The organism is Variovorax robiniae, assembly GCF_037889955.1.
In the GTDB taxonomy this organism is placed as follows: domain Bacteria; phylum Pseudomonadota; class Gammaproteobacteria; order Burkholderiales; family Burkholderiaceae_C; genus Variovorax; species Variovorax robiniae.
The window spans coordinates 89,262-106,008 of record NZ_JBBKZS010000002.1 but is presented as its reverse complement, the minus strand read 5'-3'; the positions used below and the strand labels follow the sequence as shown (position 1 = coordinate 106,008).

General features: G+C 67.2%; 14 protein-coding genes. 9 read left to right on the top strand and 5 right to left on the bottom strand.

What is annotated here, in order from left to right; all coding sequences use genetic code 11:
- Nucleotides 1–14: 14 nt before the first annotated feature.
- A complete protein-coding gene (locus tag WKW79_RS04680; protein ID WP_422823835.1) occupies nt 15–650 on the bottom strand; it encodes a GntR family transcriptional regulator in 636 nt (211 codons plus the stop codon).
- Between the two features lie 251 nt (nt 651–901).
- Here WKW79_RS04680 and WKW79_RS04675 point away from each other — a divergent pair, with 251 nt between their 5' ends.
- The 4 genes from WKW79_RS04675 to WKW79_RS04660 all read left to right on the top strand — a co-directional run bounded on the left by WKW79_RS04675 (nt 902) and on the right by WKW79_RS04660 (nt 6,179).
- Nucleotides 902–1,879 carry a Bug family tripartite tricarboxylate transporter substrate binding protein gene (locus tag WKW79_RS04675; RefSeq protein WP_340333950.1) on the top strand — a complete coding sequence of 326 codons (978 nt, stop codon included), beginning with the start codon at nt 902–904 and terminating at the stop codon, nt 1,877–1,879.
- A 201-nt stretch (nt 1,880–2,080) separates the two neighbouring features.
- A complete protein-coding gene (locus WKW79_RS04670) occupies nt 2,081–2,857 on the top strand; it encodes a LamB/YcsF family protein (protein WP_340333949.1) in 777 nt (258 codons plus the stop codon).
- The gene (locus tag WKW79_RS04665) at nt 2,857–4,446 is read left to right on the top strand and encodes a 5-oxoprolinase subunit B/C family protein (RefSeq protein WP_340334612.1); all 1,590 of its coding nucleotides are present in this window, start codon (nt 2,857–2,859) and stop codon (nt 4,444–4,446) included. Before WKW79_RS04670 ends, WKW79_RS04665 begins: the two co-directional genes overlap by 1 nt.
- Entirely contained in the window at nt 4,443–6,179 is a 1,737-nt protein-coding gene (locus WKW79_RS04660; protein WP_340333948.1) for an acetyl/propionyl/methylcrotonyl-CoA carboxylase subunit alpha, read from the top strand. Before WKW79_RS04665 ends, WKW79_RS04660 begins: the two co-directional genes overlap by 4 nt.
- An 82-nt stretch (nt 6,180–6,261) precedes the next feature.
- Here WKW79_RS04660 and efp read toward each other — a convergent pair whose 3' ends face one another.
- The 3 genes from efp to WKW79_RS04645 form a co-directional block, all read right to left on the bottom strand.
- Complete coding sequence (efp, locus tag WKW79_RS04655; RefSeq protein WP_340333947.1) at nt 6,262–6,816, bottom strand: elongation factor P; 555 nt, start codon at nt 6,814–6,816, stop codon at nt 6,262–6,264.
- Between the two features lie 140 nt (nt 6,817–6,956).
- Nucleotides 6,957–8,051 (bottom strand): elongation factor P maturation arginine rhamnosyltransferase EarP, encoded by a 1,095-nt coding sequence (gene earP, locus WKW79_RS04650; RefSeq protein WP_340334611.1) that lies wholly within the window; start codon nt 8,049–8,051, stop codon nt 6,957–6,959.
- Between the two features lie 46 nt (nt 8,052–8,097).
- A complete protein-coding gene (locus WKW79_RS04645; protein WP_340333946.1) occupies nt 8,098–10,080 on the bottom strand; it encodes a gamma-glutamyltransferase family protein in 1,983 nt (660 codons plus the stop codon).
- 178 nt (nt 10,081–10,258) lie between these two features.
- On the opposite strand from WKW79_RS04645, the gene uvrC reads away from it, so the two are divergent.
- Genes uvrC through WKW79_RS04630 form a run of 3 tightly spaced genes read left to right on the top strand, consistent with a single transcriptional unit; the run spans nt 10,259 to nt 13,683 of the window.
- Entirely contained in the window at nt 10,259–12,208 is a 1,950-nt protein-coding gene (gene uvrC, locus WKW79_RS04640; protein ID WP_340333945.1) for an excinuclease ABC subunit UvrC, read from the top strand.
- A gap of 21 nt (nt 12,209–12,229) precedes the next feature.
- Entirely contained in the window at nt 12,230–12,796 is a 567-nt protein-coding gene (pgsA, locus tag WKW79_RS04635; protein WP_340333944.1) for a CDP-diacylglycerol--glycerol-3-phosphate 3-phosphatidyltransferase, read from the top strand.
- Between the two features lie 35 nt (nt 12,797–12,831).
- Nucleotides 12,832–13,683: a DMT family transporter gene (locus WKW79_RS04630; RefSeq protein WP_340333943.1), complete on the top strand. Its 852-nt coding sequence runs from the start codon at nt 12,832–12,834 to the stop codon at nt 13,681–13,683.
- Nucleotides 13,684–13,685: 2 nt separating this feature from the next.
- On the opposite strand, the gene WKW79_RS04625 is transcribed toward WKW79_RS04630, so the two are convergent.
- A complete protein-coding gene (locus tag WKW79_RS04625; RefSeq protein ID WP_422823815.1) occupies nt 13,686–14,621 on the bottom strand; it encodes a LysR substrate-binding domain-containing protein in 936 nt (311 codons plus the stop codon).
- A 98-nt stretch (nt 14,622–14,719) separates the two neighbouring features.
- On the opposite strand from WKW79_RS04625, the gene WKW79_RS04620 reads away from it, so the two are divergent.
- Complete coding sequence (locus WKW79_RS04620; RefSeq protein ID WP_340333942.1) at nt 14,720–15,595, top strand: alpha/beta fold hydrolase; 876 nt, start codon at nt 14,720–14,722, stop codon at nt 15,593–15,595.
- A gap of 19 nt (nt 15,596–15,614) precedes the next feature.
- Nucleotides 15,615–16,700 carry a tartrate dehydrogenase gene (locus tag WKW79_RS04615; RefSeq protein ID WP_340333941.1) on the top strand — a complete coding sequence of 362 codons (1,086 nt, stop codon included), beginning with the start codon at nt 15,615–15,617 and terminating at the stop codon, nt 16,698–16,700.
- The last annotated feature ends 47 nt before the right edge of the window (nt 16,701–16,747 follow it).

Sequence of the window (16,747 nt, the reverse complement as noted above, 5' to 3'; positions counted from 1 at the left end):
GCAGCCTCGGCCGTTCAGCTCCCCCAGCCGCCCTCGGAGATGTGCCGCGCATAGACCGCGAGCACGATGCGCTCCGAGTGCACCAGGTACTCGTTGAGTTCCGCCGCCGCCTCGGCGAACTTGCCGGCCTCCGCCAGCTCGACGATCTTCACGTTCATTTCCACGTAGGGCGCGTGCAGGAATTCGGCGTCGCGCAGGAAGCCGAAGGCCAGGCGCAGTTCGGCCAGCACCGGCGCGAACAGCTGGTTGAGCCGTTCGCTGTCGGCCAGCTCCACGATGGCCATGTGGAAGGCCATGTTGGCCGTGCCCACGGCGACCCAGTCGCCTTCGCTGCGGCAGCGCAATTGCGTTTCCACTGCCTCACGCATCTTTTTCTTGGCCGGATGGCGTGGGTAGGCCTGCGACAAGGCCTGGCACTCGATCAGCCGGCGCACCCGATAGATGTCGATGATCGACGCGATGCTCGGGATGGCCACGAAGACGCCGCGATTCGGCGCATGCTTCACCAGGCCGTCCTTGGTCAGCATGCGGAACACCTCGCGCAGGGTGTTGCGCGAAATGCCCAGGCTCTCGCTCAAGGCCTGCTCCGACAGACGCTGGCCGGGCAGGAACTCGCCCTGCGTGATCTTCTGTCGAACCTGCTCGGCCATGCGCTCGCTGAGCGTCCGGGCGGCGGGGGAGGGGGTGTCGGGCGCGGTCATGGGATCTGGGTTGTAACAGAGTCGGTGCCGGATTGTTCAACAGTGCTCGGGTATCTCCCTAGAAGTTTGGCCTAGTCTTGTCTTCCAATTTTTCTTGATTGTTCAACAATACATCCTGTTTGAATCAACCAAAAGTTCACGATGGTTGAGCCATCCACCCTTTCGCTGTCACATCCCACAAGCCAAAACCGGAGCCTCCGATGACCTCTTCTACCTTGCGTGTTCTCGCCGCCGCCGCGGTGTTCCTCGCCGGCGCCCAGCCGGCCTGGTCCGCCGACTATCCGACCAAGGCGATCAAGATCGTCGTGCCGTATGCGGCCGGCGGCTCCACCGACACCCTGGCCCGGGTGGTCGCGGAAAAGCTGGGCAAGCGCCTGGGCCAGCCCGTGGTGGTCGACAACAAGCCGGGCGCCAGCGAGCAGATCGCCATCACCAGCGTCACCAAGGCCGCGCCGGACGGCTACACGCTGTTGCTGTCCACGCTCAGCGGCCTGGCGGTCAATCCGGGCCTCTACGGCTCTCGCATCCAGTACAACCCGCAGAAGGACCTCGCGCCCATCGTGCTGGCGGCCACGGTGCCCAGCGTGGTCGTCGTGCACCCGTCGGTGCCGGCCAAGAACATGAAGGAACTGGGCGCCTACCTGAAGAGCAAGCCGGGTGAGGTCAGCTATGCCTCGGCCGGCGCCGGCACGCCCAGCCACCTCGGCATGGAGTACTACAAGAAGCAGAACGGCTTCGATCCGGTACATGTGCCCTACAAGGGCGGCGCCCCCGCCTTGAACGAGGTGATGGGCGGGCAGGTGCAACTGATGATGGCGCTGGTGCCGGAGGCGATGCCCATGGTCAAGGGCGGCCGCCTGCGCGCGCTGGCGGTGACGACCACCAAGCGCCTCTCCACCTATCCCGACCTGCCGACCGTATCGGAATCCGGCGGCAAGGACTTCGACATGACCTTCTGGTACGCCTTCATGGCCCCGGCCGGCACGCCCCCGGAAATCGTCACGAAGCTCAACCATGAGATCGACGCGATCCTGGCCGAGAAGGACGTCAAGGCCAAGCTCGACGAGATGAACCTCGACGTGGTCGGCGGTGCACCGTCCAAGGTGACTGAATTGATCAAGACCGACTCCGCCAAGTGGAAGAAAGTCATCGACGACGCCAACATCAAGGTGGATTGAAGAAGGTGTGAATCCTTCTGCCGCGGCCATCGACACCGGGGCCGCGGTCTCGGCTCCGGCTTGACAAGCGCTTCGCGCAGTTGCCGGCCTCTGCCGCAACTTCGTTGTCATCGCACAAGAGTGCGGTTGCGCGCCGAAGACCGGACCTCGGCGCCCTCGCCACGAAATCTTCACGCCTTCTGAACCCCTCAAGGAACTGATATGGATCTGAACAGCGATCTCGGCGAAAGCCTGGGCGCCTGGCGCATGGGCGACGATGACGCCATGCTCGGCATCGTCAGCAGTGCCAACGTGGCCTGCGGCTTTCATGCAGGCGACGCCGCCGGCATCCTGCGCACCTTGCGCGCCGCGGCCCGGCAGGGCGTGACGGTTGGTGCGCATGTGGCCTATCCAGACCTGGCCGGCTTCGGCCGCCGCAACATGGACGTGGCCAGTGCCGACCTGGTGGCCGACGTGATCTACCAGATCGGCGCGCTCAAGGGTCTGGCTGCTGTCGCGGGCACCACGGTGCGCTACGTCAAGCCGCACGGCGCGCTCTACAACACCATCGCGCATGACGAGCGGCAGGCGCGCGACGTGATCGAGGCGATCCGCGCGATCGATGCCAGCCTGTACCTCGTCGGGCTGGCCGGTTCGCCGCTGCTGGATTGGGCCCAGGAAAGCGGCCTGCGCACCGTGGCCGAGGCCTTCGCCGACCGTGCCTACACGCCCAATGGCACGCTGGTCTCGCGGCGCGAGAAGGGCGCCGTGCTGCACGACGCGAACGAGGTGGCCGCGCGCATGCTGCGCCTGGCGACCGAGGGCGTCGTCACCGCCATCGACGGCAGCACGGTGCGCATCGAGGCCGACTCCATCTGCGTGCATGGCGACAGCCCTGGCGCGGTCGAGATGGCGCGGGAAGTGCGCGCGCTGCTCGAGCGCTCGGGTGTGCGCGTGCAATCCTTTGTCGATGCGCCGGTCGCGCAGGCGCATTCATGATGCGTTTCCTCCCGGTCAACCTCGACGCCTTGCTGGTCGAGCTCGACGACCTCGCCCAAACGCTGGCGCTGCTGGCTTCTTTGCAGGCCGAGCCCATCGCCGGTATCGAGGAACTGGTGCCGGCGGCACGCACGCTGCTGGTCCGCTATCGGCCTGCGAAGGTCTCGCAGGCCGCGCTGGTCGAACGCATCGGCGCACGCAGCCTGGACGCACGCGTCGAGCGCGCCGCCACCCGGATCGAAATCCCGGTCGACTACAGCGGCGAGGACCTCGACGAGGTCGCGCGGATGCTGGGCATCCCGCGTGAGGAAGTGATCCGCCGCCACACCGCCGGCGAGTACACCGTCGCCTTCACCGGCTTCGCGCCGGGCTTTGCCTACATGAGCGGCGGCGATCCGCTGCTGAACGTGCCACGCCGTACCACGCCGCGCACGCGCATCCCGGCCGGCGCCGTCGGACTGGCCGGGCCGTTCAGCGGGATCTATCCGCAGGCCAGCCCCGGAGGTTGGCAGATCATCGGCGTGACGGACTTGCCGATGTGGGACCTGGGCCGCGAGGTGCCAGCCTTGCTCCAGCCGGGCTTCCAGGTGCGCTTTGTGGACAAGGCGGTTCGGCCTGCGCTGGCCTTGCCGGCATCGGTGGCCCGGCCCGTCGCGGCGCGCATTGCCCAAGAGGCCTCCGGAGGCGCCGCGCTGGAAATCCTCAGCCCCGGTGTGCAGGCCCTGTTCCAGGACACCGGTCGCCATGGCCAGGCCGGGCAGGGCGTGTCGGCATCGGGCGCGGTCGATCAGGGCGCCTTGCGCGCAGCCAATCGATTGGTCGGCAATGCCAGCGATGCAGCCTGCGTGGAGATCGTCGATGGCGGCTTCCACTTCGTCTGCCGCGGCGAGGCCGTGATCGCCTTCACCGGCGCCGATGCGCCCATTGAAGTCACTTCGGTCAGCGGTGCGCAATGGACCGCGCCGGACCACGAAGCGATCGCACTGTCGGACGGCGACAGCGTCATGCTGGGCCACCCGCGAGCAGGCATGCGCTCCTACCTGGCGGTGCGCGGCGGCTTCGCCATCGCGCCAGTGCTCGGCAGCTGCGCGACAGACACGCTGGCTCGCGTCGGCCCCGCACCCATCGGGGCCGGTGACCTGCTGCCGGTGCGGCCAGTGGCCCACGGTGCGATCGTTGGCACACCGGAGCAACCGCCCGCCGAACTCCCCACGCGGGAGCACACCGTCACCCTCGACGTCGTGATGGGCCCGCGCACCGACTGGTTCACGCCCGAGGCCGTGGCCCTTCTGGCCAGCCAGGTGTGGCAGGTCACGCCGCAGTCCAACCGCGTTGGCCTTCGCCTGGCCGGCGAACAACCCCTGTCACGCAGCAACCCGTCCGAACTGCCGAGCGAAGGCACGGCACTGGGCGCCTTGCAGGTCCCCCCGAGCGGCCAACCCGTGCTGTTTCTGGCCGACCACCCATTGACCGGCGGCTACCCCGTGATCGGCGCCGTCGCCAGCCATCACCTCGACCGCGCGGGCCAGATCCCCATCGGCGCCAGCGTGCGCTTCAACCCCATCCAACCCTTCACCGCTGCCTCATGAAAAAAGTCCTGATTGCCAACCGCGGCGAGATCGCCGTACGCATCGCGCGTGCCTGCGCCGACTACGGCGTGAAGTCCGTCGCCGTCTATGCCGACGCCGACCTGGATGCGCTCCACGTTCGCATGGCCGACGAGGCCTACGGCCTGGACGGCCAGCGCCCCGCCGACACCTACCTGCGCATCGACAAGCTGCTGGCCATCGCCGAGCGCAGCGGCGCCGACGCGGTGCATCCGGGCTACGGCTTCCTGTCGGAGAACGCGGGCTTCGCGCGCGCCGTCATCGCGGCCGGCCTGCGCTGGATCGGCCCGCCGCCGGACGCCATCGATGCGCTGGGCGACAAGGTCCAGGCCCGCCAGATCGCAATGGAAGTCGGCGCGCCGCTGGTCGCCGGCACGCCCGGCCCGGTGGACAACGCGCTGGAAGTGCTCGCCTTCGCCGAACAGCATGGCCTGCCCATCGCCATCAAGGCTGCCTTTGGCGGCGGCGGACGCGGCCTCAAGGTGGCCTGGCGCATGGACGAAGTGGCCGACTTGTACGAGTCGGCCGTGCGCGAGGCGGTCACGGCCTTCGGCCGCGGCGAATGCTACGTCGAGCAGTTCCTGGATCGCCCGCGCCACATCGAGGCGCAGGTCATCGCCGACACCCACGGCCACGTGGTCGTGCTCGGCACGCGCGACTGCTCGCTGCAGCGGCGCAACCAGAAGCTGGTCGAGGAGGCACCCGCGCCCTTCCTGACCGACGCCCAGCGCGAGCGCATCCACACCTCGGCCCGCGACATCTGCGCCAAGGCCGGCTATGTCGGCGCCGGCACGGTGGAATTCCTGTTGAGCCCGTCCGGCACCATCTCCTTCCTCGAAGTCAACACCCGCCTGCAAGTCGAGCATCCGGTCACGGAGGAAACCTCCGGCATCGACCTGGTGGTCGAGCAACTGCGCGTGGCCGACGGCCTGCCGCTGTCGATCGCCGAGACCCCCGTGCCGCGCGGCCATGCCTTCGAGTTCCGCATCAATGCCGAAGACGTGGCCCGCGGCTTCCTGCCGACGCCCGGCCCGGTCCGCCTGTTCGAGCCGCCGTCGGGCCCCGGCGTGCGCGTCGACACCGGCGTGCTGTCCGGCTCCACGGTGCCCGGCACCTTCGATTCGCTGATGGCCAAGCTCATCGTCACCGGCGCCACCCGCGCCCAGGCCATCGCCCGTGCACGGCGCGCGCTCGCGGAGTTCCGCATCGAAGGCGTGGCCTCGGTCCTGCCCTTCCACCGCGCGGTCATGGCGCAGGAGGACTTCACCTCCGCCGACACCTTCCGCGTCCACACCCGCTGGATCGAGACCGACTTCGCCAACACCCTGACCGCCGCCGTCCGCAGCGAGCCGCCCGCATCCGACGCAAGCCTGGTCCGCACCGCCATCGAGATCGACGGCCGCCGCATGGCACTGGCGCTCCCGCCCGAACTCCTGCGCGGTCTGCAATCCGCGTCAGCCGGCGCCGCGCCCGCAGCAATACCCCGAGCTCCGGTCGTCACAGACCCCACCACCGTCGCCGCCCCCATCGCTGGCACCCTGCAATCCTGGAAAGTGTCCGAAGGCGACGCCGTCGCCCAGGGCGACCTCATCGCCACGATGGAAGCCATGAAGATGGAAATGCAAGTCACCGCCCATCGGGCAGGCCGGATCGCGCTGAAGGCGGAGCCAGGCGCGTACATGTCGGCAGGTTCGCCGGTCGCCGAAATCTGCTGAAGACCCACGAGGCAGGTGACTGCTGCGCGCGAAAACAAAAAAGGCTCCTTTCGGAGCCTTTTTCATTGGTGCGAAGCAAGCCTCAGACGCGCTTGCGGTACTCGCCCGTGCGCGTATCGATTTCGATGCGGTCGCCTTGCGCCACGAACAGCGGCACGCCCACTTCGAAACCGGTCGAGATCTTGGCCGGCTTCATGACCTTGCCCGAGGTGTCGCCCTTGACGGCGGGTTCGGTCCAGGTGATTTCGCGTTCGACGCTGGTCGGCAGTTCGACCGAGATGGCCTTGCCGTCGTAGAACACCACTTCGACCGGCATGCCGTCATCGAGGTAGTTCAGCGCGTCGCCCATGTTCTCGGCTTCGACTTCGTACTGGTTGTATTCGGCGTCCATGCAGACGTACATCGGGTCGGCGAAGTAGGAGTAGGTGCACTCCTTCTTGTCCAGCACGATCTGGTCGATCTTGTCGTCGGCCTTGAACACAACTTCGGTGTTGAAGTTGGCGATCAGGCTCTTGAGCTTCATGCGCACGGTGGCGGAGTTGCGGCCGCCGCGGCTGTATTCGGTCTTGAGGACGACCATCGGGTCCTTGCCGTGCATGATGACGTTGCCAGCGCGGATTTCTTGAGCGATTTTCATATCAGGGTCTCTGGATGTTGGGCCGCTCGGAGCGGCTGCAGACGAAAGGCCTGAAGCTGCATATTTCCCGCGGCGGGTTCAGCGAAACGTGAGGCGGGTCCAGGAAAGTGCCCGGCCCGAATTTCGCAAAGCCCGCAATTTTAGCTTTTTTGCGAAATCAGGCCGCGCAACTGTGTCACCAGATCGTTCTGTTGCAACAGCCGTTCGCGCGCGGACTGGGCATTGGCGCGCCATTCCGCCAGCGTCGCACGGTCGAGCGAGGGCAGGGGGCCGGCCTCGAATCCGTTCCAGATCAGGTGACCGTGGCGCAGTGAAGCGGGCGCGCCCAGCCAGTCCAGAAAGGCCGCCAGCTTGACGTGGTGCGCGTCGTCGTCCTGCGGATAGATCTGCCAGACCATCGGCGCGCCGGCCCAGATCGCGCGTACGAAGGAATCCTCGCCGCGAACGAAATTCAGGTCGCTGGCCCAGAGGAGGTGATCGAAGTCCTGCTGAGTCAGGTAGGGCAGCCAGGAGATGGACAGCGCGCCCCGCACGTATGGCGCGCTTTTCGCGTTGAGGCCGGTGATCGCCTCGACCTCTCGTGCCGCACGGCCGGGCGTGACCAGCAGTCGCGTCGGCACCGGCCCGGCGGCCAACTGGCCCAGCAGGTCCGCCAGCGCCGGTGGCTCGTAGCAAAAGAGCGAGACCAGCCGCTCGCCCTGCCAGTCGATGCCCTGCGCGCTCAGCCAGGCCGCGCGGTCGAAGGCCTCCTGCCGCGACGTCAGGTCCGGCTCGCGCAGCAGGCCGCCCGTGGCCGTCGTGAACCCCGGATAGAAAAACTTCTTCGACAGACCCTCGCCCGGCCCCCGGAACACCGGGGACGGCAAGCCGTGCAGCCGCTCGACGTACGGCTCGGCCGACAGGTACTCCAGGTTGATCCAGGGCCGCGGCGGCCGGTCGTCCGAGCCCGCCTCCGCGAAGCGCGCAATGAGTTCCGGCGCCGGATCGCAACCGAAGGCCTCGACCAGCACATCCGGCGCTGCCTCCGCGGCGGCCTCCAGCACGGCCGCCGACGCGCGCCAGTCGACCACCTGCACGCCGGCATGTCCCGTCGGCGCCATCCACTGCAGCGCCGCGCCATCGTCCACCCAGAGCCGAACGCTGTCACCCTGCGCTGCCATCTGGCAAGCGAGCCGCCAGCACACCCCCAGGTCGCCATGGTTGTCGATGACTTTGCAGAAGATGTCCCAGCGCATCATGGCGATTGTGGCGGTCCAGGAGGCGCAGAGGCCATCCGGCCTTTCAGGGCATGGACCCGAGCACGATTCCCTCGCGCCGCGGATCGGCGCCACCCGTCAGCACCGTCCCGCCGTCCACCTTTTTGCGGATGATGGTCGAAATGCCACTGATCTGCGCGGTGGTCGACACCGTGTGCCCCAGCGCCCGCAACCCGGTAATCAACGGATCGTTGTTGCCGCCGTTGGAGGTATCGATGTTCGGATGCTCGCCGCCGACGTTGGTCGTCGGCGTATTGGCCGCGCCGAAGTCGACCATCGACGTCGCCTGCTGCGCATCCAGCCCCCAGTCCAGCGCACCCACCGTGGTCTTGACCACGTACTGGATGATCGTGCCGCCGCCCGGCGAGCCGGTTGCCATCAGGAAGTCGCCCGTGTCGGTGCCCTTGAACACCAGCACCGGCGCCATCGTGCTGCGCGGACGCTTGCCCGGCGCCACGCGGTTGGCCACCGGCACGCCGTTGGCATCGACCGGCGACGCGCTGAAGTCGGTCAACTGGTTGTTCAGCATGATCCCGCGCGCCATGTGGTACGAGCCGAGCGTGGATTCCACCGTGGTCGTCATCGTCACCACGTTGCCTTCCCTGTCGACGATGGAGATGTGCGTCGTGCCTTGCTCCACCGTCTTGTCGATGCCCAGCGGCGGCGCGCCGAAGTCGCCTGCGGTGGCCGTGCCCATGCTCTTGTTGAGGCTGATCAGGGCGGCCCGCGAGGCGAGGTAGGGCTTGTTGAGCAGCGTGTCCGGGCTGCCACCGGGCAGCGGCACGAAGTCGGTGTCGGCCACGTACTTGTCGCGGTCGGCATAGGCCAGGCGTTCGGCCTCGCTGACCAGGTGCACGCCCAGCACGGCGGGCTTGCCGCCTTCCAGGTCGATGTTGGTCGGCGGATAGTTGCCGAGCTGGAAGTTCTCCAGGATGCCGAGCGTCGACAGCACACCGATGCCGCCGGACGACGGCGGCGACATGCTGCAGACGTTGTAGCTGCGGTAGGTCGCGCACACCGGATCGCGCCGCTTGGGCTGGTAGGCCGCCAGGTCGGCCAGCGTGGTCTTGCCCGGCGTGATGACCGAGCCGTCGGCGCCCTGGGTCGCCTGGATCTTGGCCACGATGTCCTGCGCGATGGGGCCGGTGTAGAGCGCATCGGCGCCCTTGGTCGCGATCGTCTTCAGCACCTCGGCATAGGCCGGGTTGGTCAGCGTCGTGCCCAGCGGCTTGGGATTGCCGGCTGCGTCGAGGAAGTAGGCGGCGGCCTCGGCATCGCGCTTGAGGTTCGGCGCCGACAGCGCAATGGCCGCGGCCATGCGCCCGCCGATCTTGAAGCCGTTGGTGGCGAGGTCGGTGCCTTCGCCGAACAAGTCCTTCCAGGGCAGCTTGCCGTGGTCGCCGTGCGCCAGGGCGAGCATGCGCATTACGCCCGGCGTGCCGATCGAGCGGCCGCTGGCGCGCGCATTCGGCAGGGGCGGCGACTGGTCGGTCGTGTCGTCGATGTAGCGCAGGTAGTTGCCGGTGGCGGCGGCTGGCGCCGTTTCTCGGCCGTCATAGGCCTGAACCTTCTTCGTCTTCGCGTCGTAGTGCAGCAGGAAGGCGCCGCCAGCCAGGCTGCTCGATTGCGGCTCGACCAGGCCCAGCACGGCCTGCACCGCGATGGCTGCGTCCGTCGCGCTGCCGCCGGCCTTGAGCACATCGCAGCCGGCCCGCGTGGCCAGCGGATGGTTGGCCACCACCATGTAGCTCTTCGTGGTCACCACCTTCCGACCCGTGATGTAGCCGGAGGCCGGCTCCGGCAGGGCCGGGTCGCCGGGCAGGCCCGAACCGACCACGACGGGTGTGCCCGATGCGCCGGTGGTCTCGCAGCTGCTGTCCACCGCGGCCGGCGGCGGCGTGGTGATGGGAAAGTAGTAGTTGCTGTTGTGGGAGCCCCCGCCGCAGCCGGCGAGCGCGAGCGACAAGGCAACCGGTGTGGCGAGCCACCAGGGGTGTTGGGTTTTCATGAGGCAATCCAGCGTTGGTTTTATCGATGCCCCGGCGCGTTGCACCGCGGCCCTCCCGCGTGCCGCACAAGGCGTGCGGCAGCCGGAACATCCTGCTTGAGAAAATGCAGCGAGACAAGGCCGACATTACCGAGGCGGGGCGCTTCGGGCGCCCTCCGGCCAAGCCACAATATCCGCCATGTCAGACGTGCATTCCGATCAACTGCTCAGCGAAGTCGCGGCCCTGCCGCAACTGCCGGGCGTCTACCGCTACTTCGACGCGGCCGGCGCGGTCCTCTACGTGGGCAAGGCGCGCAACCTCCGGAAGCGGGTGGCCAACTACTTCCAGAAGAACCACGGCGGCACGCGCATCGGCCACATGATCAGCAAGATCGCGCGCATGGAGACGACGGTGGTGCGCTCCGAGGCCGAGGCGCTGCTGCTCGAGAACAACCTCATCAAGACGCTCAAGCCCAAGTACAACATCCTGTTCCGGGACGACAAGAGCTACCCCTACCTGAAGATCGCCTCGCACACCTACCCGCGCCTGGCCTACTACCGCGGCGCGACCGATCGCAAGCACCGCTACTTCGGCCCGTACCCGAGCGCCTGGGCCGTGAAGGAGTCGATCCAGCTGCTGCAGAAGGTGTTCAAGCTGCGCACCTGCGAGGACACGGTCTACGCCAACCGCGCCCGGCCCTGCCTGCTCTACCAGATCAAGCGCTGCACCGGTCCGTGCGTCGGCTACATCACGCCCGAGGCCTATGCGCAGGACGTGGCCAATGCCGAGTCCTTCCTCATGGGCGACACGCAGGCTGTGCTCGGCCAGCTGGAAGCCCGCATGACCGCGCATGCCGAGAAACTCGAATTCGAGCAGGCGGCCGAACTGCGCAACCAGATGTCGGCCATCTCGCGCGTGCTGCACCAGCAGTCCATCGAGATCGCCTCGGACAAGGACGTCGACATCCTGGCCGTGAAGGTGCAGGGCGGCAAGGCCTGCGTCAACCTGGCCATGGTGCGCGGCGGGCGGCACCTGGGGGACCGGGCCTACTTTCCGGTGCATGTGGAAGACGCGTCGCTGGTCCATCCCGACGAGCTGGACGAAGGCAGCGCGCCCGCCGTGCTCGATTCGGTCGAAGTCCAGGTGCTCGAAGCCTTCATCGCCCAGCACTACATCGACGTGCCCGTGCCTGCCACGCTGGTGTTGAGCGAACAGGTGAGTCGCGCGCTCATCGAGGCGGTGTCGCAGCAGGCCGGCGTGCGCGTCACCGCCGTGTTCCAGCCGCGCGAACAGCGGCGCCACTGGCTGGAGATGGCGCAGACCAATGCAGGCCTGCAACTGGCCCGCCTGCTGGCCGAGGAAGGCTCGCAGCAAGCCCGTACGCGCGCGCTGGTCGATGCGCTGGAACTGGCCCCTGACGATCTCGACACCCTGCGCATCGAATGCTTCGACATCTCGCACACGGCCGGCGAGGCCACGCAGGCCTCCTGCGTGGTGTTCGAGAAGCACGCGATGCAGAACCGCGAGTACCGCCGATTCAACATCGAAGGCATCACGCCCGGCGACGACTACGCCGCCATGCGCCAGGTGCTCACGCGCCGCTACGGCCGCCTCGCAGAAACCATGGCCGCCGAGACCGACGCCCCCACGCCCGGCGATGGCGGCGGCGCCGACGCACCCGCCGGCACCAAGGCCGCGCGCATGCCCGACCTGGTGCTGGTCGACGGCGGCAAGGGCCAGGTCTCGATGGCGCGCGAGGTGTTCAGCGAACTGGGCCTGCCGCTGTCGCTGATCGTCGGCGTCGAAAAGGGCGAGGGCCGCAAGGTCGGGCTGGAAGAACTGGTCTTCGCCGATGGCCGTGAAAAGGTCTACCTCGGCCGCGACTCCGCCGCCTTGATGCTGGTCGCGCAGATTCGCGACGAGGCGCACCGCTTCGCCATCACCGGCATGCGGGCCAAGCGCGCCAAGGTCCGCGTGGGCGGCAGCCAGCTCGAGGACATTCCCGGCATCGGCCCCAAGCGGCGTGCCCGGCTGCTCCAGCGCTTTGGCGGAATCCGGGGCGTTGCGGCGGCCAGCGTCGAGGACATCGCCTCGGTCGAAGGCATCGCCCTGGACCTTGCGGAAGACATCTACAAAGCACTCCACTAATCCAAGTCACAATCAAGCGCTATGTTCTGGACCCTGCCGACCATCATGACCTGGACGCGCATCGTCGCGATTCCCTTGATCGTCGGTGTGTTCTACCTGCCCCTTGCCGAGCCGATGCGCAATCTCATCGCCACGGTGATGTTCATCGTCTTTGCCGCGACCGACTGGCTGGACGGCTACCTGGCCCGCAAGCTCAACCAGACTTCGTCCTTCGGCGCCTTCCTCGACCCGGTGGCCGACAAGTTCCTGGTCTGCGCCTCCTTGCTGGTGCTGGTGCACCTGCAACGCGCGGACGTGTTCGTGGCGCTCATCATCATCGGCCGTGAGATCGCGATCTCCGCCTTGCGCGAATGGATGGCCCAGATCGGCGCCAGCAAGAGCGTGGCCGTGCACATGGTCGGCAAGGTCAAGACGGTCGTGCAGATGGTGGCGATCCCGTTTCTCCTCTACAACGGTGTCCTGTTCGGTGTGATCAACACGCAGTGGTGGGGACACATCCTGATCTGGATCTCCGCCGTGCTCACCGTCTGGTCGATGGTCTATTACCTGCAGAAGGCGCTGCCCGAGATCCGGGCCCGCGCCAAATGACGGCCCAGGGGCGAGACACCGCCTGGCTTCGGATGATGCCGGGGGTCTTCGTGCTGATCTGGAGCACCGGCTTCATCGTGGCGCGCTATGGCATGCCCTATGCGCCGCCGCTCAAGTTCCTGGCGGTGCGCTATGCGTTCTCGGTGCTTTGCTTCGGCTTGTGGATCGCCATTGCGCGCGTCGCGTGGCCTCGGGGCCGGGCGCAGTGGCTGCACCTGGTCGTCACCGGCATCCTGATGCAGGCCGGCTACCTGGGGGGCGTTTGGGCCGCAGTCAAGGCCGGCATGGGCTCGGGCCTGATCGCCTTGCTGGTCGGCATCCAGCCCGTGCTGACGGCCGTGTGGCTGTCGCTCCGCGGCGGCGCCATCTCCAGGCGTCAGTGGACAGGGCTGCTTCTCGGCTTTGCCGGCCTGGTGCTTGTGGTCTCGCGCAAGCTGGGGCAGGGTGGCGAAGTCACTGCCACGAGCATGAGTCTGGCAATTCTTGCGTTGCTGTCGATCACCGCCGGCACGCTCTACCAGAAGCGCTTCGTCGAGCCTTGCGACGTGCGCAGCGCGAGTGCAGTGCAACTCGGCGCCGCGCTGATCGTGACCTTGCCATTCGCCCTCATGGAGACGGACGCCATCGTCTGGAATGCCTCGGTGATCGGTTCGCTGGCCTGGTCCGTGCTCGCACTTTCACTGGGTGGCAGCTCGCTGCTCTACATGTTGATCCAGCGCGGCACCGCGACCGCCGTCACCAGCCTGCTGTACCTCGTGCCGCCGACCACAGCGGTCATGGCCTGGCTGCTGTTCGATGAACCCATCACCGCGACGACGCTGGCTGGCATTGCCATGACGGCCGTGGGCGTGAGCCTGGTGGTGCGCGGCGACAGCGCGCAAGCGTAGGCCTACCTGTTCCGGCGTGTCGCTTTCGATGCGGCCGGTACCTTCCACGGCTCCGCGCGAAACGCCTCGACCAGGAAGTCGATCAGCAGGCGCACGCGGCGCGGCGTCTTCGGGCGCCAGGGCGCGATCCAGTGGATGTCCGCATCGGGCATCGCGTACTGCGGCAACACCCGCACCAGTTCGCCCGAGGCCAGTTGCGGCGCAATGTCCCAGAGGCTGCGCAGCATGATGCCGCGCCCCTGCAGGCACCAGTCGCGCACCATCTCGCCAGAGTTGCTCGCCAATGCGCCGTTCACACGGACGCGCGCCGTGCTGCCGTCGCGTGAATGCTTCAAGGTCCAGAGATCGACCGGCCGTTGCAGTGCGTTGGCGTTCTCGCGCGTCACCAGGCATTCGTGCCCGACCAGCGCCTGCAAGTCGGCCGGCGAGCCGCACCGGGCCAGATAGCCCGGTGCCGCGGCCAGCACACGCTGGTTGCGCGCTATGCGGCGCGTGACCCAGTCACTCGCATGTCGGCTCTGCACGCTCCACAGCCAGACCGCGCCGTCGTAGCCTTCGGCGCCCAGTTCGGGCAGTTGCTCGGTCAGGTGCAGGTCGATCTGCAACCCCGGATGCCTTGCCTGGAACTCGGCCACCGCGGGCCCGACCCAGCGCCGGCCGAAGCCGAAGGTCGCCACCAGCCGCAAGCTGCCGCTCAAGGCGTTCTGCCGTTCCGACAGTTCCGTCTCCAGCGCGGCGAAGCCATCGAGCAGGCTGTCCGCGCGCAGGCACAGCGCCTCGCCTTCGGTGGTCAGGCTCAGTCGCCGCGTCGTTCGTTCGAACATGCGCTGCCCCAATCGCGACTCCAGCGCACCCAGGCGCTTGGTGACAACCGAAGGCACCACGTCCAGCGCAAGCGCCGCGCCCGCCAGACTGCCTTGCGCGCGAATGGCCTGCATCAGCTCAAGATCGTCTCGATCGATTCGTGCCATAAGGGAAAGTATTGCTTCGCGGATTGTTGCTTGATGCAGCGAAGCGCGCAACGCACAATCATCCCGTGCTCAATACCTTCACCCCCTTCGATGTTCAACGCGGCCCGGTCCGCCTGCATGGCCGCATTGGCGGCCAGGGCGCACCCCTGCTGCTGTTGCACGGTCATCCACAGACGCATGTGATCTGGCACCGCATCGCTCCCATGCTGGCGCAGCGCTTCACGCTCGTCATGATGGACCTGCGCGGCTATGGCGACTCCAGCCGTCCCATCGCAGGCGCCGACCACGCGGCCTACAGCAAGCGCGAGATGGCGCTCGATGCGCTGGCCGTGATGCGGCACCACGGCTTCGATCGCTTCAGCGTGCTGGCGCATGACCGAGGCGCGCGTGTCGCGCATCGACTGGCCGCCGACCATGTGGACGCGGTCGATCGCATGCTGCTGCTCGACATCGCGCCCACGCTGGCCATGTACCGCGACACCAGCGAGGCCTTCGCCCGCGCCTACTGGCACTGGTTCCTGCTGATCCAGCCGCCGCCCTTGCCCGAGGCATTGATCGAATCCGGACCGGCGCGCTATGTGCGCAGCGTCATGGGCAGCCGCCATGCAGGCCTTGCGCCGTTCGCGCCCGAAGCGCTTGCCGAATACGAACGCTGCGCCGCCATCGAAGGCACGGCCCATGCCATCTGCGAGGACTATCGCGCCTCCGCATCGATCGACCTCGAACACGATCGCGCCGACATCGCCGCAGGCAAGTGGCTTACCCAGCCCGTGCAGGTGCTATGGGGCGAGCATGGCGCGGTCGGCCGCTGCTTCGACGTGCTCTCGCTGTGGCGTGAGCGCGCATCCGATGTGTCCGGCCGCGCATTGCCGTGCGGCCACTACCTTCCCGAAGAGGCACCGCAAGCCATCGCCGACGCGGCCCTCTCTTTCTTTCAATGATGAATTCTGGAGACCCTGAATGAGCACCCAACGCATCGCAGTCATCGCCGGCGACGGCATCGGCAAGGAAACCATGCCCGAGGGCATTCGCGTCCTCGACGCAGCCGCCCGCAAGTTCGGCATCGACCTGAAGTTCGATCACTTCGACTTCTCGAGCTGGGACTACTACGAGAAGCACGGCAAGATGCTTCCCGACAACTGGAAGGACCAGATCGGCGGGCACGATGCCATCCTCTTCGGTGCCGTTGGCTGGCCGCAGAAGATCCCGGACCACGTCTCGCTGTGGGGCTCGTTGCTGCTGTTCCGTCGCGAGTTCGACCAGTACATCAACCTGCGCCCGGCGCGCCTTATGCCTGGCATCACGGCGCCAGTGGTCCGTCGCGACGGCTCGCCGCGTCAACCCGGCGAGATTGACATGTACATCGTGCGCGAGAACACCGAAGGCGAGTACTCGAGCATCGGCGGACGCATGTACGAAGGCACGTCGCGCGAGATCGTCATTCAGGAAACCGTCATGTCGCGCATCGGCGTGGATCGCGTGCTGAAGTTCGCCTTCGAACTGGCCCAGTCGCGCCCGAAGAAGCACCTGACGAGCGCCACCAAGTCCAACGGCATCTCCATCACCATGCCCTACTGGGACGAGCGCGTCGCAGCAATGGCCAAGGACTACCCCGGCGTCGAACTGGACAAGTTCCACATCGACATCCTCACCGCGCATTTCGTGCAGCGCCCCGACTTCTTCGATGTGGTCGTTGCAAGCAACCTGTTCGGCGACATCCTGTCCGACCTCGGCCCCGCGTGCACCGGCACCATCGGCATCGCGCCCAGCGCCAACCTGAATCCGCAACGCACCACGCCTTCGTTGTTCGAACCCGTACACGGGTCCGCCCCCGACATCGCGGGCAAGGGCATCGCCAATCCGATCGGGCAGATCTGGTGCGGCGCGATGATGCTCGAGTTCCTTGGTCACAAGGATGCGCACGATGCGATCCTGGCCGCGATCGAGGCCGTGCTCGCCCCGAAAAGCGGCGCGCCACGCACGCCGGACATCGGTGGAACGGCCGGCACGATCGACCTCGGAAAGGCCATCGCAGCCGCCCTTTGAAATGGAGTTCACGAAAGGCCCCTAAAATCGCGGACCCCGTTGGTCAG

Bases quoted from the DNA above. Each gene is read 5' to 3' on its own strand.
- WKW79_RS04680 (WP_422823835.1), bottom strand. From the start codon at position 650: ATGGCCGAGCAGGTTCGACAGAAGATCACGCAGGGCGAGTTCCTGCCC.
- WKW79_RS04675 (WP_340333950.1), top strand. From the start codon at position 902: ATGACCTCTTCTACCTTGCGTGTTCTCGCCGCCGCCGCGGTGTTCCTC.
- WKW79_RS04670 (WP_340333949.1), top strand. From the start codon at position 2,081: ATGGATCTGAACAGCGATCTCGGCGAAAGCCTGGGCGCCTGGCGCATG.
- WKW79_RS04665 (WP_340334612.1), top strand. From the start codon at position 2,857: ATGCGTTTCCTCCCGGTCAACCTCGACGCCTTGCTGGTCGAGCTCGAC.
- WKW79_RS04660 (WP_340333948.1), top strand. From the start codon at position 4,443: ATGAAAAAAGTCCTGATTGCCAACCGCGGCGAGATCGCCGTACGCATC.
- efp (WP_340333947.1), bottom strand. From the start codon at position 6,816: ATGAAAATCGCTCAAGAAATCCGCGCTGGCAACGTCATCATGCACGGC.
- earP (WP_340334611.1), bottom strand. From the start codon at position 8,051: ATGCGCTGGGACATCTTCTGCAAAGTCATCGACAACCATGGCGACCTG.
- WKW79_RS04645 (WP_340333946.1), bottom strand. From the start codon at position 10,080: ATGAAAACCCAACACCCCTGGTGGCTCGCCACACCGGTTGCCTTGTCG.
- uvrC (WP_340333945.1), top strand. From the start codon at position 10,259: ATGTCAGACGTGCATTCCGATCAACTGCTCAGCGAAGTCGCGGCCCTG.
- pgsA (WP_340333944.1), top strand. From the start codon at position 12,230: ATGTTCTGGACCCTGCCGACCATCATGACCTGGACGCGCATCGTCGCG.
- WKW79_RS04630 (WP_340333943.1), top strand. From the start codon at position 12,832: ATGCCGGGGGTCTTCGTGCTGATCTGGAGCACCGGCTTCATCGTGGCG.
- WKW79_RS04625 (WP_422823815.1), bottom strand. From the start codon at position 14,621: ATGCAGGCCATTCGCGCGCAAGGCAGTCTGGCGGGCGCGGCGCTTGCG.
- WKW79_RS04615 (WP_340333941.1), top strand. From the start codon at position 15,615: ATGAGCACCCAACGCATCGCAGTCATCGCCGGCGACGGCATCGGCAAG.